The following is a 21816-nucleotide window of genomic DNA, read 5'->3' as shown; positions in this document are numbered from 1 at the left end:
GCGCCGTTGCGTTCGGCCACCTGCACTACCGCGTCAGTGATGGCCAGGCAGCCGAGACTGCCCGGCGTCGTTGCGCTTAGTCGTCCTGCCCGCTCGTCTTGATATCGGCAGACAGCCCCTGGGCCATCTGGATGTCCTTCGAGTTGTTGAGCGTCCACGCGGTGCGCTCGGTGACGGCCTCGATGACCTCTCGGGCGCTCGGGTAGCCGTTGCCGGACTTCTTCACGCCGCCGAAGGGAAGCTGGACCTCCGCACCGATGCAGGGGAGGTTGCCGTACGCGAGGCCGATTTCGGCGCGGTCGCGGAAGCGGTTGATCTGCCGGTAGTCCTCGGAGATGATGGCGCCGGCGAGGCCGTACTCGGTGTCGTTGTGAATCTCGATGGCGTCGTCGACGTCGCCGGAGTATTCGAGGAGGGCGACATGCGGACCGAACACCTCCTCGTGGGTGCAGCGCAGGTCGGCGCCCGCGTCGGCCTCGTAGACGAACGGGCCGACCCAGTGACCGCCCTCGTGGCCGTCGGGAATCTCGCTCTCGTCGAGTTCGGTGCGGTCGACGAGCACGTTCACGTCCTCGTCCTCGGCGAGCTGGTTGTACTTCGTGACCTTCTCCTTGTGCTCGGCCTCGATGAGCGGCCCCATGAACGTCCCCTCGTCGAGGGGGTCGCCGACGGAGACTTCCTTCGCGATGTCGACGTAGCGCTCCTTGAACTCGTCGTACACGTCCTCGTGGACGATGAGGCGCTCCGAGGAGACACAGCGCTGGCCGGTCGTCTTGAAGCTCGACATGATGGCCGAGTGGACGGCGATGTCGAGGTCCGCGTTCTCGGTGATTACGATGCCGTTCTTCCCGCCCATCTCACACGCCGCGAGCGTGCCGGGCTTCTGGGCGACCTCCTGGGCGACCTGGTGGCCGACCTCGGCGCTCCCCGTGAACAGGACCGTGGCGGTGCGCTCGTCGTCGACGACGGCGGCGCCGGCGTCACCAAAGCCCTGAACCATGTTGAACACGCCGTCGGGGATGCCGGTCGACTCGAACATCTCGGCGATTATCTGCCCGCACCACGGCGTCTGCTCGGCGGGCTTCCAGACGACCGTGTTCCCCTCCACGAGGGCGACGGCCATGTGCCAGAACGGGATGGCGACCGGGAAGTTCCACGGCGTGATGCAGCCGACGACGCCGCGGGGCTTGCGGCGCATGTACGCGTCCTTCTCGGCGATTTCGCTGGGTACCACGTCGCCCTTCGGGTGGCGGGCGTCGCCGGCGGCCCACTCGACCATGTGCCACGCCTCGGCCACGTCGGCCTTCCCTTCCGAAATCTCCTTGCCGCACTCCTTCGTGACGACCTCGCCGAGTTCGTCGTGGCGGTCTTTGAGCTCCTGGTAGATGTCCCAGAGGTACTCGGCGCGCTCGATTCGCGAGAGCGCGCGCCACTCCTCGAACGCCTCGTCGGCCGCAGTCATCGCGCGGTCGACGTCCGCCTCGGTGCCGCGTGTGAACTCCCCGAGCGTCTCGCCGGTCGCCGGGTTCTCGCTCTCGAACGTCTCCTCTCCCTCGCCGTCGGTCCACTCGCCGCCGATGTAGTGCTGATAGACCTCGGCTGTCTGCTGACTCATGTCGGTAAAACTTGCGAGAGCGGGGGAGAAAAATCCAGGTGGTTGGACGCCGGGTGACGCCTGACACGTCGCGCGGCCGCGACAGTATCCGCGACGGCGACAAGCCTGAAACGTCTCACCGGCGAACGGCCGGGTAATGGCTACCGAGACGACCGGACGCGAGGGCGACGATTTCGTGTCGTTCTTCCGTCGGTACGGGCGGTCGGGGATTCACGCCGGAGCGGCGGCGCTGCTCACGCTGTTCGCACTGCTCTACTCGGTCGCCGGGAACCCGGCGTTCGCGGTCGCCGGCATCGTGATTTACGTCCTCCCGCCGGCGTACCTCTACGCGACTCGGGGGAGCCGACGAACCGGGGCCGACACCGGCGACGACTCCCGGTCGACGGACCCGGCACGCGACGGGTCCGCGACCGACTCCGCTCCCGACGAACGGGCCGCTGTGTCCACCGACGAACGCGGCGAACCGGACGCGACGACCGCCGCGACCGACCCGGCCGACCCCGCCGAGGGGGCGCCGACGACGGGGGTCGACGACGCCACGTCGGCGCACGGAGACGAACATACCGATACGGGCGAGGATGTCGACACGGACGGTGACGCCGACGCTGAGAGCGACGCCGACAGGGGCGGGGATACCGACACCGACCGCGACGCCGACGCGGACGTCACGTCGGCCGAGTGGACGACGGCGACCGTCCCCACCGACGCGGCACTCAACGCCGTCGCCGTCGCCGACGGCGCCGCCTACGCGGTCGGCGACGGCGGCGTTCTCCTCGCTCGCGAGGACGACCGCTGGGAGTCGATTCTCGGCCACGGACCCGGAGCCGAGGGGGAGACCCTCCGCGGGGTCGACCTCAGCGACGACGGACGGGCCATCTGGGTCGCCGGCGACGGCGGCGCGCTCGGCGTCTACGACACCGAGCGGAGGCGACACGTCGACCTCTCCGCGCCCGAGGACCGGACGAGCACCTGGAACGACGTGGCGGTCGTCGGCGACGCCGGCGAAGAGACGGTGTACCTCGTGAACGGCTCCGGCGCGGTGATGCGGGGGTCGCGGACCGACGGCGACGCCGAACCGACGTGGGACGAGCCGACGAAACCCGGCAGCGGGTCGAGTCTGAGCGCCGTCGTGGCCGACCCGGGCACGGGACGCGTCGTCGCCTGCGACACGAACGGCTCGGTGTTCCTCGCCGAGGGCGACGGCGGGACGTTCGAGACGGTCGGCATCGACGGTGCCGACGCGCTTCGCGACGCGACCGTCGCGAAAGCCGATGTCGAGGTCGCCGCGGCGGACGGCCGCGTCCACCGACACGCGGACGGCGTCTGGACGCCCGAGCGGGTCGCCGAGTCGACGCTCGCCGGCGTCGACAGGGACGCCGGAACCCGACTCGGGGTCGCGGTCGGGGACGGCGGCACGGTCGTCCTCGACGAGGGCGACGGCTCGTGGACGGCGGTGCCGGTACCGACCGAGGCGGACCTGTTCGGGGTCGCGGCCGGCGACGAGCGTATCGTCGCCGTCGGCGGGGACGCGACCGTCGTCGAGCGGTGGTAGGCGAGTGTTTCGGGGAGGATCACTCGGGCCGGCCGACGCCTGCCCCAACGCGGAACCGTCCGCCCGTCGGACCAGGGGACGTGAGACGGAACCCCTCCTACGAGGTCGCGGTCGTCGGCGGCGGGCCGGCCGGCGCGACCGCGGCCCTGTACACGACGCGTCTCGGTCATCGGACCGCCCTCGTCGACGGCGTCGGCGGGCGTCACGAGTCGGCGAGCCACGTCCACAACCTCATCGGGCTCTCGGAGGCGACCAGCGGCGCCGAACTGAGCGCCGAGGCGAAAGCACAGCTCGACGAGTACGGTGGCGACGTGTACGAGGAGCGCGTCGAGACCGTCGAACGGCCGGGCGACGCCGTCCCCGAACGCTTCGAACTCCGGGGGGACCGCTCGACGGTACGGGCCGACGCCGTCGTGCTGGCGACGGGGTTCAGCGACCAGGACCCCGGCGTCCCCGGAATCGAACGGTTCACCGGCCGCGGGCTCCACTACTGCCTCCACTGCGACGCCTACGGGCTCGCGGACGGCCCGGTGTTCGTCCTCGGCCACGACGACCACGCCGCCCACGTGGCGCTGACGATGCTGAACTTCACGGCGGACGTGGACCTGTTTCCCGACGGCGCCGACCCGACTTGGAGCGACGAGGTCGCGGCACAGCTCGACGCCTACTCGGTGACCGTCGACGACCGCATCGTCGACGGGGCCTACGCGACCGACGAGGCCGCAGACGACCGCGACGAGCTGTGGCTCGGCGGGTTGACGTTTGCCGACGGCGAGCGCCGCGACTACCTCGGAGGGTTCGCGATGTACGGCCGGACGTTCGAGAGCGGGCTGGCAAACGACCTCGGCTGCGACCTGAACGCGGACGGCTCCGTCGCGGCCGACGAGGTCGGCCGGACGAGCGTCGACGGCGTGTACGCCGCCGGCGACCTCACGCACGGCCAGAACCAGACGCCCATCGCCATCGGGGACGGCGCGCGGACGGGTATCGCGGTCCACAAGGCCCTCAGAGCGTTTCCGCGACCGGCGGAGGGTACCGAAGGAGCCGAGCGCGGGGACGGCCGGAGGGACGCGGGCCACGGGTCCGCCCCGGACGCGCCGGCCGTCCCCGACGACCTCCGGGCGACGATGCGACGGGTACGCGACCGAGGAGCCGACAGCGGATTCGGTCCCGACGAGTAAACGGCGGCGACCCCCGGCCGGTGAGCCGACGGCTCGGGAGACGAAGCGGCCGCCAACGACTTGCTCCCGCCGCGCGCAGTAGGGGTACATGGACGACCCCGACGCGTCGGATGGCTTCCCGTCGATGACCGACCCGACACCCGAAGCGGCGCTCGAACGCGCCCGCTACGTCGCGAACCTGATGGACAGTGCCTTCACCGTCCCCGGCACCGACATCGAGGTGGGGCTGGACCCCATCCTCGGCATCCTCCCCGTGGGCGGCGACGCGGTCAGCGCCGGAATGTCGCTGTACATCGTTGCGGAGGGCGCCCGTGCGGGCGTCCCGAAGGAGGAACTCGCCAAGATGCTCCTGCTCACCGGCATCGACTTCGGCGTCGGCTCGATTCCCGTCGTCGGTACGGTGTTCGACACGTTCTGGCGGTCGAACCTGTGGAACGTCGATACCATCGAGAAGCACCTGGAACGCGCCGAGACGACGGAGGGCTCCGACCCCGACACCGACGCGGTCACCATCGACATCGACGACGAGAGCGAAGACGAGGAGTAACGTCGCGTCGGTCGCGCCGAGTCGGCTCGTAACCGGCCGACGCGGGCGCCCCGACGCTCAGGCGACGCCGTGGCCCGACCCCGAGTCGGTGGCGCGCTTCTCGATTTCACCCTTCAGCGCGGCGGCGTCGAAGTCGTGGTCCGGACGGATGTTGACGAAGTCGAGGAACTCGCGGGCGGCGAGCAGTTCGGTGCTGTCGTAGACGCCGAGGGCCGCCTCGACCGCGGCACGCGTCCCGATGAGGGGTTCGAGCGCCGCGAGCGCACAGGCGAGGTCGTACCCCCGCGCGTCGGCGGCGGCGTCCTTTCTGACGCTCGTCGCGTCGATGAAGTAGAGTTCGCCGTCACAGATGAGGACGTTCTCGGCCCGGAGGTCGCCGTGGGCCAGCCCGTTCTCGTGAAGTAGACGAAGCGACTCGAACAGCTGTGGCGCGACCTCGCGTTCCCGTTCGCGGTCGAGTTGGTCGAGCGAGCGGAACGCGGGAAGGTACTCGAGGACGAGCACGCCGAGCCCGTCGACCTCGAACGCCTCGACCGGCGCGGGGGCGTTGACGCCGATTTCGCGCATCCGTTCGGTCGCCTCCAACTCGTGTTCGGCCATGTCGAGCGGCGTGCCGAAGTGTTCGAAGAACCCCTCGGTGCCCGAGGAGAACGCTCCGAGGTTCCGGCCCGTGGTGAACAGCGCGTGGACGACCGAGTTCTGTCTGGAGACGACCTTCACGAACCACTCGTCGTCGACGACCATCGGCGTGGAGAGCCAGTTGTCGGCTTCGAGGTAGCGGACGTGAAGCTCCTCGCGACCGTAGCGTCGCGCGAGTTCGCGGGCGACGGCTTCGAGACGCGGCCAGTCGACCGCGCCACGAACGAACCGGCGAAAATCCATCGACAGGCGGTAAGAGCGGGGCGGGCATAATACCCTTCGGCCGGCGGGCGCCTCGAGGGCCGTCCCCCCCGTCGACCGCGACAACACCGCGTCGACTGCGACACCTCGACACCGACCGCGACATCTCCGCACCGACTCCTCCCCGTCGACTGTGACTTCCTACGACGACCCCCTCTCGCCCGCAGACACCGTGTGAACCGTTCATTGGCGGGGGTGAACCGTTCATTCACCCATAGATATTTAAGACTCAAACACGGTCCTCTCACCAGTCAGGGATGGGAGGGACGCACGGAACTCAGGTGGAGACGGTGGAACGGTTCGCCCACGGGGAGCGACTCGGCACGGCCGTCGTAGAGGCGGTGGCCGAAGCGACCGGAATCGACCCGCTCAAACTCGACACGCGTCTGTACGACGTGGTCGACCCGGACGGGCTCGAACAGGTGTTCGGAAAGAAGGCCGACGGCGCCATCAGGACCGGCGGCCGACTCACGTTCGAACTGGCCGAGTGCGAGGTCACGGTTTACAGCGAAGGTCGCGTCGTCGTCACTCCGCCGTAGCTCCGACCCACCCCCGTTTCACTCCCGCTCTCTCTCTCTCCGCTTCACTCTTCGAGCGCCGGGACCGACCGGCCCGCCCGGCGTCGGTCACTCCGCTTTTGCTTCGCCTCGGGTCCGTCCCGGCTCGCTTCGCCTCGCCTCGCTTCGTTTCGCTTCGCCTCGTCCCCCACCAACGCCCCGCGGACGCGGTTCCTCACGGTCGTTCGCTGTCTTTATGCGTGGCCTGCTGTAAGGTCGGACATGGACTTCGAGCTGCCCGCGGAACACCGGATGATTCGGGACACCGTCCGGGAGTTCTGTCAGGAGGAGATCGCCCCCATCGCACAGGAGATCGAGGACGAGCACCGCTTCCCGCAGGAGGTGTTCGACCAGCTCGCCGACCTCGACGTGATGGGCGTTCCCGTCTCCGAAGAGTACGGCGGTCTCGGCGGCGACCAGCTCATGTACGCGCTGGTCACCGAGGAACTCGGTCGCGTCTCCGGCGGCATCGGCCTCTCCTACGCCGCGCACGTCTCCCTCGCCTCCAAACCCATCGAGATGTTCGGCACCGAGGAACAGAAAGCGGAGTGGCTCGCGCCGCTCGCCTCCGGTGACGCGATGGGCGCCTGGGCGCTCACCGAACCCGGCTCCGGCTCCGACGCAAGCGACATGGACACGATGGCGGAGAGAGACGGCGACGAGTACGTCCTGAACGGCACCAAGCAGTTCATCACGAACGCCTCCGTCGCCGGCTCCGTCCTCGTGAAGGCCGTCACCGAGCCCGGTGCGGGCTACGACGGCATCTCTACGTTCATCGTCGACCCCGAGGACGACGGGTTCGAAGTCACGACCGTTTGGGACAAGATGGGACTCAACTGCTCGCCGACCTGTGAAATCGCCCTCGACGACGTGCGCGTCCCCGAGGACCGCCTGCTCGGCGAGGAGGGCGAGGGCTGGGAGCAGACGAAGAAGACCCTCGACGGCGGGCGCATCTCCATCGCCGCGCTGTCGACCGGGCTCGCACAGGGCGCCTACGACCACGCGAAGGAGTACGCAGGTGAGCGCGAGCAGTTCGGCCAGCCCATCTCGAAGTTCGACGCGATTCGGGACAAAATCGTCGACATGCACCGCAAGGTCGAGTCCGCGCGCCTCCTCACACACAAAGCCGCCTGGACGTACGACCAGGGCAACGAGGTCAACCGCGAGTCCGCGCTCGCCAAGCTCGACGCCAGCGAGGCCGCCCGCGAGAACGCAGAAGACGCCGTGCAGGTGCTCGGCGGCTACGGCTACACCACCGACTTCGCGCCCCAGCGGTTCTACCGCGACGCGAAGCTGATGGAGATAGGCGAGGGCACGAGCGAGATTCAGCACCTCGTCATCGGCCGCCAACTCGGACTGTAACCTGGTGGAGCCTCCAGGGGCGACAGCTCGGCCTCCCAGGCGGATTCGGATGGCTAACGGGGTCGGCTCCGACACCCGACCACAGCGTTCTTCATTTCCGACGGGAGAGCGACAGCTACGGTCCGCCTCCCGGAGAATCGCCGGTAGCGACGGGTCGACCGCGACGGTCGAGCCGACGGGCGCGCGGACGACGTTCACGCGCGTCCTCGGCGTCGTCTTTGTCGCCGTCGGCCTGAGCATCTCCGTCGGCGGGCCGTTCGCGCTGTTCTGACTACTGCTCGCGCTCCAGTTCGTCGGCCAACAGTCCGTACCGCAACACGTCGTGGTACTCGCCGTCGACGAACGCCTCCTCGCGGCGGACGCCCTCGCGCTCGAAGCCGACCTTCTCGAGCACCTTCGCCGAGCCGGGGTTGTGGTCGTAGACGCCGGCGGCGACCTTGTGGAGCCGGAGGTGGTCGAAGGCGTAGCCGCTGAGGAGGCGAACGGCGGCGGTACAGTAACCGTTGCCCCAGTGGTCGGCGGCGACCCAGTAGCCGAACTCGCCGACGCCCCACTCCTGATTGACGTGGAGGCCGACCGAGCCGACCGGTTCGCCGTCGTCGGCCATCAGGAGGTGCACGTCGTCGTCCTCCTCGGAGATTCGCTCGAGCCACTGCTCCTCATCCTTCATGTTGTTCGGCCGGGACATACCGAGCGTGCGCCAGACCTCGGGGTCGTTGACGTTGTCGCGGACGAACTCGAGGTCCTCCTCCTCGACGGTTCGGAGTTCGACCGTCTCGTTCTCCAGAAACACTGCACCGGGCATACCTCCGAATGCCGGGCGCTGGAAGGTGAACGTTTCCGTGCCGTGGTACTGACTGTCGAACCGAAACCGGGACCGACGAGCGAGGCTCCGGTGGCCTCAGGGCCGCACGAGCACCATCGCCTCGCGGTCGTCGAGCACGTCGCCGAGTTCGCGTCGGAGGAACCGCTCGTGGACGTCGCGGACGGCGGCGAGTTCGTCCCCGTCGGCCTCGATGGTCGAGGCGAACTCTATCCAGACGTGTCCCGGGAGCGCGAGGAAGTACGCCTCCGGCCGGCGTTCGAGCAGGGGGTCGTTGGCGAACGCCTTCCGCCACTCGTAGACGAGGCCGTCGACGCCGGGGAGCGACCGGACGGCCTCCTGGTGGCGGCGGACGAGCGTCCTGAGGGCGGTCGGGTCGAGGCTGCGCTCCTGGGCGACCGCGGCGACGAGTGCGTCGTCGAAGACGGCGAGCGGGTCCCGGTCGTCGCTCATCGCCGGCTCTTGGACCGGCAGACGCAAAAGGAGTCCGGCTACGGCGGACGTTCGTGGGCCGCCGTCGGTCGATTCGACGGCGACAGCGGGGGCGGCGGCGCAGGTGGCGACGACGGCGTCCGCCTCGGGGCCACCCACGGAGGTCTCGGGGTCACCCACGGAGATAAACGCGCACGGTCCGAACGACGGGCCATGAGGCAATCGTGAACCCGAACGTCCGGACCGGGTTCGTCACGCAACAGGGGATGGCGTTCGACGAGGCTGTCGAGGCCGCCGACCACTTCGGGTTCGACTTCGTCGAGTTGATGCTGGACGGAGCGGGCGCCCGGAGCCGACTCGACCCCGCGTCGGTTCGGAACGCCGTCGACGCGGTGAACACGGACCGACCGGCGGGTCGGGCGCTCTCCGTGCTCGCACACCTCCCTTTCGGCGGATTCGACCTCGGCTCCCCGCACGAACGGGTTCGGGAGGGGACGGTCCGTGAACTGGAGGCGTACCTCGACCTCGCCGCCGACATCGGCGTCGAGAAGGCGGTCGTCCACCCCGACTCCCACGCCTGGGGCGCCGCGTGGGACCGCTCGACGGTTCGCGAGGGTGTCGTCGAGTCGGTTCGGACGCTCGACGCGTACGCCGCCGACCGCGACGTGGAACTCTGCGCGGAGAACGTCCCCTACAGCGTCTTTCGGACCCACGAGTTCGACCGACTGCTCGCCGATACGGAGGTGTCGATGACCCTCGACACCGGTCACGCCCGGATGGACGGGCGGGACTCCGGCGGCATCGCCTCGTTCGTCGCCGACCACGGGGAGCGCATCTCGCACGTCCACCTCAACGACACCCGCGGGTCGAAGGACGAACACCTCCCCTTCGGCGCCGGCACCATCGACTTCGAGCAGGTGTTCGAGGCGTTTCCCGCCGAGTGGGACGGGACGCTCTCGCTCGAGGTGTACACGCTGAACTACGACTACGTCGGGACGAGCAAGGAGCGGTTGGACGAACTGTTGTGAGCCGGCGAGCGACCGACAGGTGGAGCCGAGAGTTGCGACCGGGTCGACGCCGTCTCAGAGCCGTTCGTCCGGCGGAATCGACTCTATCGAGTCGTACGCCTCCGCCCGCTCGAACTCGCTCAGGTCGAACGGCTCGTCAGAGCCCTCCTCGTCCCGACCGGCGACAGGCGCGTCCGGTCCGGGTGCGGCGTCCCGGTCGGCGGGGGGACGACGGTCGGGGTCTGCACGGACGTCGGAAGCCGTCCGAGTCTCGGGAGTGTCGGCGACGTTCGGAGTGTCGACGCCGGTCGGTACGTCGGTGACGTTCCGCGTGTCAGTGACGTTCCGCGTGTCGGCGCCGGTCGGCGTGTCGGCGGCGTCGGTCCCGCTCGCGCCGACAGGTCTCGCGCTGGGTTCGTCCGGCGCGCTCGGTCCGGCGCCCTGAGCGTCGGTGTCCAGCCCGAGCGCCGCCCGGAGCCGTCCGGCGTCGACGGCGCCGTCCGGAAGCGGGAGTTCGAGCGGTTCGTCGCCGGCGCGGTCGACGACCAGTCGCCGCTCCCGCGAGCGGACGTAGAGCCCACCGAGCGCCAGCGCCGCGGCCCCACAGAGGACCCCGCCGACCAGAAGGCCGGTCGAGAGCAGTCGAAACCCCGTCTGGAACATCGACAGCATCGAGGAGAGCCCGCCGATTCCGGTCCCCGACGGGATGCTCGTCGACAGCGTCGAACCGAAGTCGACGAAGGCGAGCCCGGCCCGGCCGCCGAGGAGGACGAGCGTGTAGACGACGAGGTCGGGGAGGTGTTCGAGGTACCGCGTCGTGCCGGCCGCGTCGACGCGCACGTCGGTCACGTTCGGCCGGTCGACGGCGAGGAGGTTCGACCCGCCGTCGCTCGGGTCGGAGAGGAGGAGTCGGTGGGTCGTGACGGCGGCCCACCCGTCCGCGACCGGGACGGTCTCGACGGGCTTCTCGCCGGCGTAACACCACCGCTCCGGACCGGAGACCGGTGTAGCGTCGGTACCGTCGTCGGCGTCGCCGCCGGTGGCCCCGCCGGCGTCGCTCTCGGCGGGGTGACGACCGTCCGTTCCGTCGGCGCCGGCGGCCATCGGTCGGTTCAGCTCAGTTCTCGAGCAGGCGCTCGGCGATGCGCTGGGCGCCCTCGGCGGCCGCCAGCTCGGGGTCGTCGGGGGCGACGCAGGTGACCTCGCGGTCGAGCGTCTCGCTCAGACGGGTCTCGAACTCCTCGACGAGGCCGGGGATGCAGGCCATCCCGCCCGTGAGGACGATGGGTCGGTCGAGGGCGCGGCGGTAGACGCGGACGTGCTCCTGGGCGACGCCGGGGAGGAAGTCGTCGGCGACGGCCTCGACGGCGGCGTCGACGAACTCGTCGACGGCGTCCATGACCGCCCACTCGATGGTGAACTCGTGGGAGCCGCCGCCGGGCTGCTGGACGATGTCCGTGAACGGCTCGTAGTCGACGAAGTCGGCGTGCTGTTCCTTGTACTCGCGGGCGGTCTGCTGGTCGACGGTGACCCGGCGCTGGGTCTCCTCCTCGACGTAGCCCGTGATGGCCCGGTCGACGCCGACGCCGGTGACGGCGCCCGTCGCCCACGGGGCGAGCTGCTCGCCGCGGCGGTACGCACAGGCCTCGAGGTTCGTCGAGCCGAGGTTGATGGAGACGAAGATGTCGTTGATGGCTTCGAGGCCGTCGCCCATCGCCGGGATGGCGCCACAGAGCGACTCGGGGTACGAACGGACGCCCTCGGAGCCGATTTCGCTGTCCTCGACGACCGCGCCGAGGTTCTCCAGCCCGGGCTCGTTGTCGATGGTCGGGATGGCGTAGACGACGCCGCTGTCCTCGGGAACCGACTCCGAACGGAGCAGTTCGGCGAAGAAGCGCTCGGTGAGTTCGGCGCGCTCGTCGTCCTCCGGGAGGCCGGAGCGGAGCATGTACTGGACGCGGTCGGGGTACTCGGCGGCGGCCGTCTCGCCGTAGAGGACGCGCTCGTCGCCCGTGAGGGCGTCCTCGTACGTGGCGAGACAGGTGAGCGTCTTCACGACGCGTCGTTCCTCGTCGCGACCCATCGAGAGTACGGTCCGGGTACTGCCGAGTTTGACGCCGACCGCGGTTCGCTGGGCGGCGCTCGACTCGTCGCCGAACGCCGCGTCGGAACTCGAAGCCTCGGCGTCGTCCGCGGCTGCGTTCGGGGCTGCGTCCGTTTCGGTTTCGGGTGCCATACGAGGGCCGACCCACTCCTTATTGAAAAACCTGACTTTCAATTTATCACTGGTAAATATCTGAATACAACTCGGTGACAGGATTCGGCGCCGCTCGACCACCGAGGGACTACTCGCCGTCGGCCGGCGTGCGGGCGTCTCGCAGCGCCTCGCGTCGCCGGCGCGGCGCGTCGAAGGCGCGGATACGGGCGACAAAGGCGAGGCTCTCGCGATGGTCGTCGAGCGTGACGCGGCCCTCGCCGCCGCGGTGGGCCTCGGGGAACCCGTCCAAGTAGCGTTCGAGGGACTCCCGGGCGGACGTGCCGAGCCACTCGACGCGTTCGTAGTAGGTGAGGGCGTCGCGTGCACCCGTCTCGCCGCCGACGGTGAGCAGGAAGTCGAGCCAGTCGAAGACGACCCGCTCTGCGGCCCGCGACACCGGGATTCGGTCGACGAAGGGGCGTTCGACGCTGTCGCCGTCGGCGGCCGCGAGCGTCAGCAGTTCGCGGTCGCGCTCCCGGCGGCGGAGCCGCTCACCCGGCGATACGGTGCTCTCGTCGGTGGGTTCGTCGCCGCTCGCGTCGGGGTCGGCGACGAACTCGCCGCCGGCAACCGACCGGAGCTCGGTGAGGTCGTAGTCGCGCGGGTCGAGGCTCATCGACTGGCCTCTCACAGTCCACCGTGAAAAATGTTCGGCGTACTGATTGATAATCTGGACAACTGGTTTTCGGGGTCGAACCGTCCGGACGGAGCGTCTCGTCGCCACAGCGCATCTCGGAGCGGGAGACGGCCGACCTCCGGCGAGACAGAAAGTTCTTACACTCGCCGGGGTGAGAGGCTCCCAATGAGTGGCCCGGCCGCCGCGGCCGACGCACCTGAGGCTCGCCGGTCCCCCGCGAGCGTCGAGGTGAGCGTCGTCCTCCCCGCGTACAACGAGGCGCAGACCATTGAGGGGACGGTCCGCGAGACGCTGTCGACGCTCTCACGCTTCCTTCCGAGCGGGAGCTTCGAGGTGATGGTTGCGGAGGACGGCTGTGACGACGCCACGCCCGACATCGCCGGTCGCCTCGCCGCCGAGGACGCCCGGGTCCGACACTTCCACAGCGACGAGCGCCTCGGTCGCGGCGGCGCCTTGGAGCGGGCCTTCGCCGCCGCCGACGGCGACGTGCTGGTGTACTTCGACACCGACCTCGCGACCGACATGCGTCACCTCGAGGAGCTCGTCGAGACGGTGCGCTCCGGCGAGGCCGACGTGGCGACCGGCTCGCGCTGGATGCCCGGCCGCACCGCGGACCGACCGCCGAAACGGGGCGTCCCGAGCCGCGTCTACAACGGGTTCGTGCGGCTCTTCCTCCGGTCTTCCCTACGTGACCACCAGTGCGGATTCAAGGCCGTCTCGCGGGAGGCGTTCGAGGTGCTCCACCACGACATCCGCGACAACCACTGGTTCTGGGACACCGAACTGCTCGTGCGCGCTCAGCGTCGGGGGTACCGCGTCGCCGAGTTCCCGGTCGACTGGACGCCGAAGGGTGACACGAAAGTCGACCTCGTCCGCGACGTGCTCGGGATGGGGAGTCAGGTTCTCCGGACGTGGTGGGAGCTGTCGGTTCAACCCCGTATCACTCGGAAGGTCTCGATGGCCGTCGGCATCCTGATGACGGTCGTCGCGGTCGGGCTGATGACGCTGTACATCGACTTCGAGCAGGTTGTCGCCCGCGCCAGCGAGGCCGACCCGGCGCTCATCGCCGGCGCGGCGCTGGTCTACCTGTTCTCGTGGCCCCTCCGGGGGACGCGCTACCGCGACATCCTCTCCGAGTTGGGGTATCGCGAGTCGGTCGGCTTCCTGACGGGGGCCATCTTCATCAGCCAGACGGGGAACCTCGTCTTCCCGGCCCGCGCCGGCGACGCCGTGCGCGCGTACGTCGTGAAGGCCCGCCGGCGCATCCCGTACGCCTCCGGGTTCGCCTCCCTCGCCGCAGAGCGGGTGTTCGACCTGCTCTCGCTGGTCGCACTCGCTGGCCTCGTCTTCGTCGGACTCGTCGCCACCGGCCGCACCACGGAGCTAATCGTCGGCATCACCGGCTCGGGCACCGTCGGCGACGTGGACAAGAACGCGGCTCGCGTCGCGGCCGGCGTCGCCGCGTTCGTCGGCGTCGCCGCGGTCGGCGCCGTCGTCGCCATCGTCGCCTCCGCGCGCTCCGAGCGCAACCTCGTGCGCCCGGTCGTCGCTCGCCTCAGTGACGACTCCTACGCGGACATGGTCGCCGGGGTCGTCGAGCGGTTCGTCGGCGACCTCCAGCGGGCGGCCGGCACGCCCGGCGCGTTCGCCCGCGTCGGCCTGTCGAGTCTCGCCATCTGGACGCTCGACGTGCTCACCGCGTTCCTCGTCCTGCTGGCGTTCGGAATCCCCGCCGGCGTCCCGCTCGGCTACCTGCTCGCCGTCTCCTTCTTCGCGGTGAGCGTCGGCAACCTCGCGAAGGTGCTCCCGCTGTCGCCCGGCGGCATCGGACTGTACGAGGCCGCCTTCACCGTGCTCGTCGTCGTCCTCGTCCCGGCCATCTCTCCCGCCGTCGTGGTCGGCGCCGCGTTCGTCGACCACGCCGTGAAGAACCTCGTCACCCTCGCCGGCGGGGTCGTCTCGATGGCGTCGCTCAACGTCTCGCTCACCACCGCGGTCGACGAGTCCGCGGACGTGGGAGAGCGGGTCGAGGGCGCGGAGTCCGCCCAGGACTGAGTCCCGGCGGCGTCCGTCAGCGCGTTCGGTAGTGGTCCGTGACGAACGGTCCGAGCGCCCCCGCGACCGCCGTCGCCAACGCGTCCGCGCGGTCGACGCGACCGCCGGTGAACGCCCCGACCGCACCCTGCTTTCGCGCGACGTGCTCCTCGCCGAGCGTGTCGTCCATCACCGGGCCGAGTTCCTCGCCGTCGCGCACGCGCTCGGCGACGTCAGCGGGGAGCGCGAGCGCCGGCCCCGACCCCCGGCCCCAGCGGTCGCCGTCGGTGACGGCGGCCCACATGACGAGGTAGAGGTCGCCTCGGGCGTCTCCGGCACCGGCGTCCAACGTCGCCACGCCGCCCTCCACGCCGACTCCGAGGTCCGACCCCGCCTCGACGACGGCCCGCGCGCGGTTCTCGGCGCCTTCGAGGGTCTCCGCGTGGCCCTCGGGCTGTTCGCTCACGCCGGAGTCGACCGGGACGGCCTCCACCGACGCCTCGGCGAAGCCGCCGTTCCCGTCGTTCAACACCGCTTCGACCGCCCGTCGCTTCACCGGGTTGCCGCTGCCGACGCCGACTCGAGTGGTCATGGTCGCGGTCCGACGCCGACCCACATCGGGCTGTCGGAACCGGACGCGACTGCGAGCGACGACTCACCGTTCGTGGCGCCAACGGCGACTAACCGGCCAGCCGACGTAGGGTGAAGCTCCGGAAGGGAGCGGGGGCCTCCGTGGGACGCCGGTACAGTTCCGTCTCCGTCGACACGCCGCCGTTTTCAGAGTACCCCCCAACTCGGCGAAAAGACTAGTACCCTCCACACCAACCGCTACGCAGTGCGAACCGAGCACCGCCTCTACGTCGCCGACGCCGCCGACATGGCCGCCGTCGACGACGGCGCCGTCGACCTCGTCGTCACCTCCCCGCCGTACCCGATGATAGAGATGTGGGACGACCTGTTCGCCGAGCAGGAGCCGGCGGTCCGGGACGCGCTCGACCGCGGCGACGGGGAGACGGCGTTCGAGCGGATGCACGAGACGCTCGACGCCGTCTGGGACGAGGTCGTTCGGGTGCTCGCGCCGGGGGGAATCGCCTGCGTCAACGTCGGCGACGCGACCCGCTCGCTCGACGACGGGTTCCGGCAGTACCCCAATCACGCCCGCGTCCTCGCCGCCCTCCGTGAACGGGGCCTACGAGCGCTCCCCGATATCCTCTGGCGCAAGCCGACCAACAGCCTCACGAAGTTCATGGGTTCGGGGATGCTCCCCTCGAACGCCTACGTCACGCTCGAACACGAGTACGTCCTCGTCTTCCGGAAGGGGGAGACCCGCCGGTTCCCCCCCGGCGACGACGCCCGCTACGAGAGCGCCTTCTTCTGGGAGGAGCGCAACCGCTGGTTCTCCGACCTGTGGGAGTTGGGCGGGACGACGCAGACGCTCGCCGACCGCGAGGACGCGGCCGACAGCGGAGCCGGCACCGGAGCGGGGGGCACCGGGGGAGCGGGTGACGCGGACGACGCGACCGAATCGGAGGGGGCGACGGACGTCCGCGACCGCTCTGCGGCGTACCCCCTCGAACTCCCGCTCCGGTTGGTTCGGATGTACTCCGCGTACGGCGACACCGTCCTCGACCCCTTCTGGGGGACGGGGACGACGACCCTCGCCGCGATGCTCGCGGCTCGTGACTCGGTCGGCTACGAACTCGACCCCGACTTCGTCGCCGCCTTCGACGACCGCCGGAGCGGTCTCGCCGAGCGCTCCGACCGGCACCTCAGCGCCCGCCTCGAGCGACACCGCGACTTCCTCGCCGACCGCGACCGCGACCCGAACTACGAGGCGGTCCACTACGACGTGCCCGTCGTCACGAAGCAGGAGCGCCGCATCCGGTTCTACGCCGTCGACGGCGTCGACCGCATCGACGACACCGACTCGGGCGAGGGTGGCACCCGCGAGACCACCGCACCCGCCCGTCGGTACCGCGTCGACTACACCCCCTTCGAGGGGTGACGCGCCCGGTATCCCCTCCGTTTTCCTCTCCTCTGCTCTCCTCCCCTCTGCTCTCCTCCCTGTCCGCTTTCCTCCCCTCTGCTCTCCTCCCTGTCCGCTTTCCTCCCATTCCCTCCGCTCTTCTCTTTTCCTTCTTCCCCGCTTCCCACCCCGTCCCGCGCCGGCGCTTCGTCCGCGCGGGTGAGACAGCGTTTTGTCGCCGGCGCCGGAGGTCGGACTATGGAGTTCGATTCGTTCGTGCTCGCGGCCTCGACGGCGGACCTCGACGACGAGGCCGCCGCCCGCGACGACGCTGACGCCGTGGAGTTCCGAATGGACCTCGCGGACGACCCGCTCGCGGCGCTCGACGACTACGACGGGACGCTGCCGCTTCTCGCGACCAACCGGGCGACGTGGGAGGGCGGCGAGGCCGACGACGAGGGGCGACTCGCCGTCCTCGCCGAGGCGGTCGACCACGACGCCGTCGAGGCGGTCGACGTCGAAGCGGCCTGCTTCGAGGGACGGGGCGGCGTCGACGCGGCGGAGGCGGACGCGCTGCGCGAGCACGCCCGGGAGTCGGGCGTCGCCGTCGTCGCCTCGGTCCACGACTTCGAGGGGACGGCGCGTCCCGACGCGCTCCGCGAACAGCTCTCGGCCGCCTGCGACGCCGGCGACGTGGGGAAGCTCGCGACGACGGCGACCGACCGCGGCGACGCGCTCGCGCTGTTGCAGGCGACCTACGCGGTCGCGGCCGACGGCGGGACGCCGGCCACGATGGCGATGGGGGAGCCGGGACGGCACACCCGCGCCGTCGCCCCCGTCTACGGGTCGCGAATCGGCTACGCGCCGGTCGACCCGGCCGACGCCACCGCGCCGGGCCAGTACGACCTCGGGACGCTCCGGACGCTGGTGGACCTGCTCGGGGGCGACTGAGCGACGGCGTCGCGGCTGTCGACGGCGCCGCCGCCGACCCCTGGCAGTATCAGTTTCGAGTCTCGGACCCCCGGTCTTTATCCCACATCCGGTTCGTAGGACGTGCAATGACCGATACGAGCCGTCGTGCGTTCGTGGCCGCCATGATCGGCGCCATCGGCGCCGTCGTCGGCGTCGCCGGCCTCGGCCACCTCTTCCTACGCGAGTGGCGACGCGCCGTCGCCTGGTTCGCGCTCTCTGCGGGCGCCTCGCTGGTACTCCTCACGATGGCGTTCGACCCGGCCCGACTCATGGAGCCGGGGTTCCTGCTCGACGTCCAGCAGTGGCCCCGGTGGGTCGTCGTCACACTGTTCGTGCTGCTCTCGCTCTCGATATTCGACGCGTACGTCCTCGGCCGGCGGAGTCACGCGGGGACCGAGGGACCGACCTGCCCCGCCTGTGCCCGGCCCGTCGACCCCGAGATGGGGTTCTGTCACTGGTGTACGCTCGAGTTCGAGGACCCGCGTCCCGACGAGCCACACCACTGACCCCGTCGCCAGCCACGCTCCCCCGCTCTCTCGACCGTCAGGCCCGTTAGCCGACTGTACCTGTCGACCTCGTCGTCGTCCGCTGGCGGGGGTGCCACACCGGTCACGTCCTTCACACGACGCAAAAACCGCTCGACGGCGCCGTGTTAACCTCCCGTACCAAATCCCCTTTTGGAGATACTCTCCTCCGTAGATGTATGAGCGCGACTTCCGCGACCGGCGCCGCAACCGCTGCCGACCCCACCACCGACCTCACCGACAAACAGCGTCGAATCCTCGCCTACCTCCGCGAGGAGGGGGCGACGAAGACCTACTTCAAGTCCCGGCTCATCGCCGAGGAGCTCGACCTGACGGCGAAGGAGGTCGGTGCCAACATGTCGCCTCTGCTCGACGGCGAGTTCGACGTGTCCGTCGAGAAGTGGGGCTACTCCTCGGGGACGACCTGGAAGGTTACGGTCTGACCGCCGCTCGCCTCGGCGTCATCTCACCGAGTCGGCCACCGGTATCGCCCCACCGGGCCGGCGTTACCGCACTGGGCTGGCATCGTCCCACCGCCCAGTCACTCGCCGGTGGCCCTCCGCCCCGTCCGGACCAGCGCTCGACTCGGACGTGACGTCGACAGCGGCCGGTCCAGACCTCGCACCGGCCTCGACCGGACCCCGCCCAGTCCCCGGAAACGGTTTGCTCTCGCCTCCCCAAGCGCGAGCGCTCGAATGTACGACGCGATTCTGTTCGACATGGACGGGGTGTTGCTCGACGGCCGTGGAACGGACCCGACGCTCTACCACGACGCGACGCGCGAGTTGTTCGCCGACGCCGGCGTCACCGACGTGCCCGACGACCTCCTCGACCACCACGACGGCGCTCACTGCGACATCCTCGACGCCGCCGCGGCCGAGGGACTCGACCCCGACGCCTTCTGGGCCGACCGGGAGGCGCGCGCGAGCGAACTCGAACACGAGCGCCTCGACGCGGGCGACCGCGCCCCCTACGACGACGCCGCGGTCCTCTCGACGCTCGCCGAGACGCACGAAATCGCCGTCGTCAGCAACAACCGACAGGCGACCGTCGAGTTCGTCGCCGACTGGGTCGGGTTCGCCGAGTCGGCGTCGGTGCTCCGGGGACGCGACCCGACCGTCGAGGGGTACGAACGCAAGAAGCCCGATCCGCACTACCTCCGCGAGACGCTCGACGACCTCGGCGTCGCGGCCGAAGACTCGCTGTACGTCGGCGACCGCGAGAGCGACGTGGTCGCCGCCGACCGGGCGGAGATGGACGCGGCGTTCGTTCGTCGCTCGCACAATCGGGACGTGACGTTGGAGCGGGAGCCGACGTACGAAGTCGAGTCGCTGACGGCGTTGACGGAGTTACGTCCGACGGGCTGACGGGCTGGTGGGACCGGCTACGGATCGAACCGAATGTACCGGTCCGCCTCGGCCGCGAACGTCGCGGCGTCGGCGCCGAAGGAGTCGGCGTACCTGAGAAGGAGCGTGATGACGACCTCCGGCTTGGCGACGGCGTACCCGTCCTCGCGGGTCATCAGCCCCGCCTCGTCGAGGTCGGCGGCGTAGTTCGAGACGGTGGCGCGCGACACGTCGAGCGCGTCGGCGAGGTCGCTCCCGGTCGCGTCGGGGTCCCGCAGGAGTTCGATGAGCATCCCGCGGGGAGTCGAACGCCGGAGGTACCCCAGCGCGACCTGCTCGTACTCCGAGAAGCGACCCGTCGGGAAGAACCGGCTGTAGTCGCCGTCCTTGCGCGACGTGACCACTCCCGCCGAGCCCAGCCGCCGGAGGTGGTGCTGGGTCTCACCGGTGCCCAGTTGGAGGTCGTCGCGAATCTTCGAGAAGTGCGCGCCGGGGGTCGCGGCGAGGTAGCCGACGATGGCGTCGCGGGCGTCGCTACGGTCGGCGCCGTCGCCGTCGGCATCCTTCGCGTCGCCGAGCCCGACCAGCGGCGTCGCCGCTCCGAGCGCCGCGAACCGACGGAGCGTAGCCCGCTTCCCCTCGTCGACGGACGAGTCCTCCCCCCGTGGCATCTGCTTCGGGGTAGACGGCTCGTGAAGAAAAAGCTTCGGCTGCGTGTCGGCCCGGCCGCTACTCCGTCTCGGGCTCGGGCTCGCGGTCCGTCGCGGCCGATTCGCCGTCCGCGGCGGCGCCGTCGGCGGTGTCGGCAGTGGCGGTACCGGTGTCGTCGGCGCTGGCCGTGCTCCCGCCGGCGGTCGACCCGTCGCCGAGACCGTCCTCCTCGTTCGCCTCGGAGATGACCTCCTCGGCGCTCTTCATGTCGGCACCTTCGCCGGCCTTGACGGCTTCGGCCTCCTGTTCGAGCTGTTCGACGTCCATCTCGGCGGCCTCGTCTATCTGTCCGATTATCTCCTCGATGTCGTCGAGACCGATGAGCTCGCGGGTCTCCTCGTCGAAGTCGAGCGAGTCGAGGCCGGCCTTCTCCTGTACGTCGCTGCCGGAGAGCTGCTTGCCGTACCGGCCGACGAGGCTGGTGAGCTCCTGGGGCAGGACGAACGTCGTCGACTCGGACTGGCCGATGTTCTCGAGCGTCTCCATCCCCTTGTCGATGATGGCGCGCTCGCCCATCGACTCGGCGGACTTCGCACGCAGGACGGTCGAGATGGCGTCACCCTGCGCTTCCAGAATCTGGGACTGCTTCTCACCCTGGGCGCGGATGATGTTCGACTGCTTCTCACCCTCCGCGGACTCCACGGCACTGCGGCGCTCACCCTGCGCCTCGAGAATCATGGCGCGCCGGCGGCGCTCGGCGGAGGTCTGCTGCTCCATCGCCTGCTGGACGTCGGCGCTCGGGTTCACTTCGCGCACCTCGACGGACTCGACGCGAATCCCCCACTCGTCGGTTGGCTCGTCGAGTTCGCGGCGGATGCGGGCGTTGATCTCCTGGCGCTTGTTCAGCGTGTCGTCGAGTTCCATGTCGCCCAGGACGGCACGGAGGGTGGTCTGAGCGAGGTTGGAGACGGCGACCTTGTACTCCTCGACTTCGAGGAACGCCTTCTTCGCGTCCATCACCTTGATGTAGACGACGGCGTCGGCGGTCACGGGCGAGTTGTCCCGGGTGATGGCCTCCTGACGCGGCACGTCGAGCGTCTGGGTGCGCATGTCGAAGGGGTACGTCCGGGAGACGAACGGCGGCACGAAGTTGATGCCGGGTTCGAGGAGCTTCCGGTACTCGCCGAACACGGTGAGGGCACGCTTCTCGTAGGCGTTCACGATCTCGACCATCGAGAACACGACGACGACCGCGAGGATCAGCAACAGCAGTCCGACGACTGCCACGCCGATACCAAGGGCCTGCAACGGCACGATGGCTGATACGGGGGCCATATCGGACGCTTGGTATGTCGCAGGGATAATACTTCCCCTGCGCGTCGGGCGGTCGACAGGAGTAAACGGCCCGTTTCGGGCGCCTCGGTGGCTCTCGTCGCCACGCCGGCGCGACCCT

At 69.9% G+C, this 21816-nt stretch carries 23 protein-coding genes; 13 read left to right on the top strand and 10 right to left on the bottom strand.

The window, feature by feature from the left end; all coding sequences use genetic code 11:
• Positions 1–76: 76 nt before the first annotated feature.
• Positions 77–1615, bottom strand: coding sequence for an aldehyde dehydrogenase family protein (locus tag N5095_RS12865; protein WP_267623289.1), 1539 nt, complete (start codon positions 1613–1615; stop codon positions 77–79).
• 136 nt (positions 1616–1751) lie between these two features.
• On the opposite strand from N5095_RS12865, the gene N5095_RS12860 reads away from it, so the two are divergent.
• From N5095_RS12860 to N5095_RS12850, 3 genes are all read left to right on the top strand, one after another.
• A complete protein-coding gene (locus tag N5095_RS12860) occupies positions 1752–3167 on the top strand; it encodes a hypothetical protein (protein WP_267623288.1) in 1416 nt (471 codons plus the stop codon).
• Positions 3168–3247: 80 nt separating this feature from the next.
• On the top strand, positions 3248–4348 hold the full coding sequence (locus tag N5095_RS12855) for an NAD(P)/FAD-dependent oxidoreductase (RefSeq protein WP_267623287.1): 1101 nt from the start codon (positions 3248–3250) through the stop codon (positions 4346–4348).
• An 88-nt stretch (positions 4349–4436) separates the two neighbouring features.
• Positions 4437–4895: a DUF4112 domain-containing protein gene (locus tag N5095_RS12850; RefSeq protein WP_267623286.1), complete on the top strand. Its 459-nt coding sequence runs from the start codon at positions 4437–4439 to the stop codon at positions 4893–4895.
• Positions 4896–4952: 57 nt separating this feature from the next.
• On the opposite strand, the gene N5095_RS12845 is transcribed toward N5095_RS12850, so the two are convergent.
• The gene (locus tag N5095_RS12845; protein WP_267623285.1) at positions 4953–5777 is read right to left on the bottom strand and encodes an RIO1 family regulatory kinase/ATPase domain-containing protein; all 825 of its coding nucleotides are present in this window, start codon (positions 5775–5777) and stop codon (positions 4953–4955) included.
• Positions 5778–6052: 275 nt separating this feature from the next.
• On the opposite strand from N5095_RS12845, the gene N5095_RS12840 reads away from it, so the two are divergent.
• The 3 genes from N5095_RS12840 to N5095_RS12830 all read left to right on the top strand — a co-directional run bounded on the left by N5095_RS12840 (position 6053) and on the right by N5095_RS12830 (position 7985).
• The gene (locus N5095_RS12840) at positions 6053–6334 is read left to right on the top strand and encodes a HalOD1 output domain-containing protein (protein ID WP_267623284.1); all 282 of its coding nucleotides are present in this window, start codon (positions 6053–6055) and stop codon (positions 6332–6334) included.
• Between the two features lie 240 nt (positions 6335–6574).
• The gene (locus tag N5095_RS12835; RefSeq protein WP_267623283.1) at positions 6575–7714 is read left to right on the top strand and encodes an acyl-CoA dehydrogenase family protein; all 1140 of its coding nucleotides are present in this window, start codon (positions 6575–6577) and stop codon (positions 7712–7714) included.
• A gap of 49 nt (positions 7715–7763) precedes the next feature.
• Positions 7764–7985: a hypothetical protein gene (locus N5095_RS12830; protein WP_267623282.1), complete on the top strand. Its 222-nt coding sequence runs from the start codon at positions 7764–7766 to the stop codon at positions 7983–7985.
• Here N5095_RS12830 and N5095_RS12825 read toward each other — a convergent pair whose 3' ends face one another.
• Both N5095_RS12825 and N5095_RS12820 read right to left on the bottom strand, forming a co-directional pair.
• Positions 7986–8519 (bottom strand): GNAT family N-acetyltransferase, encoded by a 534-nt coding sequence (locus tag N5095_RS12825; protein ID WP_267623281.1) that lies wholly within the window; start codon positions 8517–8519, stop codon positions 7986–7988. It lies immediately after the preceding gene.
• Positions 8520–8615: 96 nt separating this feature from the next.
• A complete protein-coding gene (locus N5095_RS12820; RefSeq protein WP_267623280.1) occupies positions 8616–9128 on the bottom strand; it encodes a DUF8048 family protein in 513 nt (170 codons plus the stop codon).
• A 65-nt stretch (positions 9129–9193) separates the two neighbouring features.
• On the opposite strand from N5095_RS12820, the gene N5095_RS12815 reads away from it, so the two are divergent.
• Positions 9194–9997, top strand: a complete 804-nt coding sequence (locus N5095_RS12815; RefSeq protein WP_267623279.1) for a sugar phosphate isomerase/epimerase family protein — start codon at positions 9194–9196, stop codon at positions 9995–9997.
• A gap of 54 nt (positions 9998–10051) precedes the next feature.
• Here the strand turns inward: N5095_RS12815 and N5095_RS12810 are convergent, their stop codons facing one another.
• From N5095_RS12810 to N5095_RS12800, 3 genes are all read right to left on the bottom strand, one after another.
• Positions 10052–11080 (bottom strand): hypothetical protein, encoded by a 1029-nt coding sequence (locus tag N5095_RS12810; RefSeq protein ID WP_267623278.1) that lies wholly within the window; start codon positions 11078–11080, stop codon positions 10052–10054.
• 13 nt (positions 11081–11093) lie between these two features.
• Positions 11094–12212, bottom strand: coding sequence for an actin-like salactin (locus N5095_RS12805; protein ID WP_267623277.1), 1119 nt, complete (start codon positions 12210–12212; stop codon positions 11094–11096).
• A gap of 109 nt (positions 12213–12321) precedes the next feature.
• Positions 12322–12849 carry a FlaD/FlaE family flagellar protein gene (locus tag N5095_RS12800; RefSeq protein ID WP_267623276.1) on the bottom strand — a complete coding sequence of 176 codons (528 nt, stop codon included), beginning with the start codon at positions 12847–12849 and terminating at the stop codon, positions 12322–12324.
• 186 nt (positions 12850–13035) lie between these two features.
• Here N5095_RS12800 and N5095_RS12795 point away from each other — a divergent pair, with 186 nt between their 5' ends.
• Positions 13036–14925, top strand: coding sequence for a flippase-like domain-containing protein (locus tag N5095_RS12795; RefSeq protein ID WP_267623275.1), 1890 nt, complete (start codon positions 13036–13038; stop codon positions 14923–14925).
• 16 nt (positions 14926–14941) lie between these two features.
• Here N5095_RS12795 and yjjX read toward each other — a convergent pair whose 3' ends face one another.
• The gene (gene yjjX, locus N5095_RS12790) at positions 14942–15496 is read right to left on the bottom strand and encodes an inosine/xanthosine triphosphatase (RefSeq protein ID WP_267623274.1); all 555 of its coding nucleotides are present in this window, start codon (positions 15494–15496) and stop codon (positions 14942–14944) included.
• Positions 15497–15739: 243 nt separating this feature from the next.
• On the opposite strand from yjjX, the gene N5095_RS12785 reads away from it, so the two are divergent.
• The 5 genes from N5095_RS12785 (at position 15740) to N5095_RS12765 (ending at position 19733) form a co-directional block, all read left to right on the top strand.
• Positions 15740–16909 (top strand): DNA-methyltransferase, encoded by a 1170-nt coding sequence (locus N5095_RS12785; RefSeq protein WP_267623273.1) that lies wholly within the window; start codon positions 15740–15742, stop codon positions 16907–16909.
• 219 nt (positions 16910–17128) lie between these two features.
• Positions 17129–17821 carry a type I 3-dehydroquinate dehydratase gene (locus tag N5095_RS12780; protein ID WP_267623272.1) on the top strand — a complete coding sequence of 231 codons (693 nt, stop codon included), beginning with the start codon at positions 17129–17131 and terminating at the stop codon, positions 17819–17821.
• 107 nt (positions 17822–17928) lie between these two features.
• Positions 17929–18348 (top strand): DUF7575 domain-containing protein, encoded by a 420-nt coding sequence (locus tag N5095_RS12775; RefSeq protein WP_267623271.1) that lies wholly within the window; start codon positions 17929–17931, stop codon positions 18346–18348.
• Positions 18349–18545: 197 nt separating this feature from the next.
• Positions 18546–18809 (top strand): DUF7123 family protein, encoded by a 264-nt coding sequence (locus tag N5095_RS12770; protein ID WP_267623270.1) that lies wholly within the window; start codon positions 18546–18548, stop codon positions 18807–18809.
• Between the two features lie 252 nt (positions 18810–19061).
• Positions 19062–19733: an HAD family hydrolase gene (locus N5095_RS12765; RefSeq protein WP_267623269.1), complete on the top strand. Its 672-nt coding sequence runs from the start codon at positions 19062–19064 to the stop codon at positions 19731–19733.
• A 17-nt stretch (positions 19734–19750) separates the two neighbouring features.
• Here N5095_RS12765 and N5095_RS12760 read toward each other — a convergent pair whose 3' ends face one another.
• Positions 19751–20383 (bottom strand): winged helix-turn-helix transcriptional regulator, encoded by a 633-nt coding sequence (locus N5095_RS12760; protein ID WP_267623268.1) that lies wholly within the window; start codon positions 20381–20383, stop codon positions 19751–19753.
• A 58-nt stretch (positions 20384–20441) separates the two neighbouring features.
• Positions 20442–21698, bottom strand: a complete 1257-nt coding sequence (locus tag N5095_RS12755) for an SPFH domain-containing protein (protein ID WP_267623267.1) — start codon at positions 21696–21698, stop codon at positions 20442–20444.
• Positions 21699–21816 lie beyond the last annotated feature (118 nt).

It is taken from the genome of Halobium salinum, from assembly GCF_026586625.1.
GTDB classification, from domain to species: domain Archaea; phylum Halobacteriota; class Halobacteria; order Halobacteriales; family Haloferacaceae; genus Halobium; species Halobium salinum.
The sequence above is the reverse complement of the archived record's forward strand: the minus strand, read 5'-3'. Positions and strand labels throughout refer to the sequence as shown.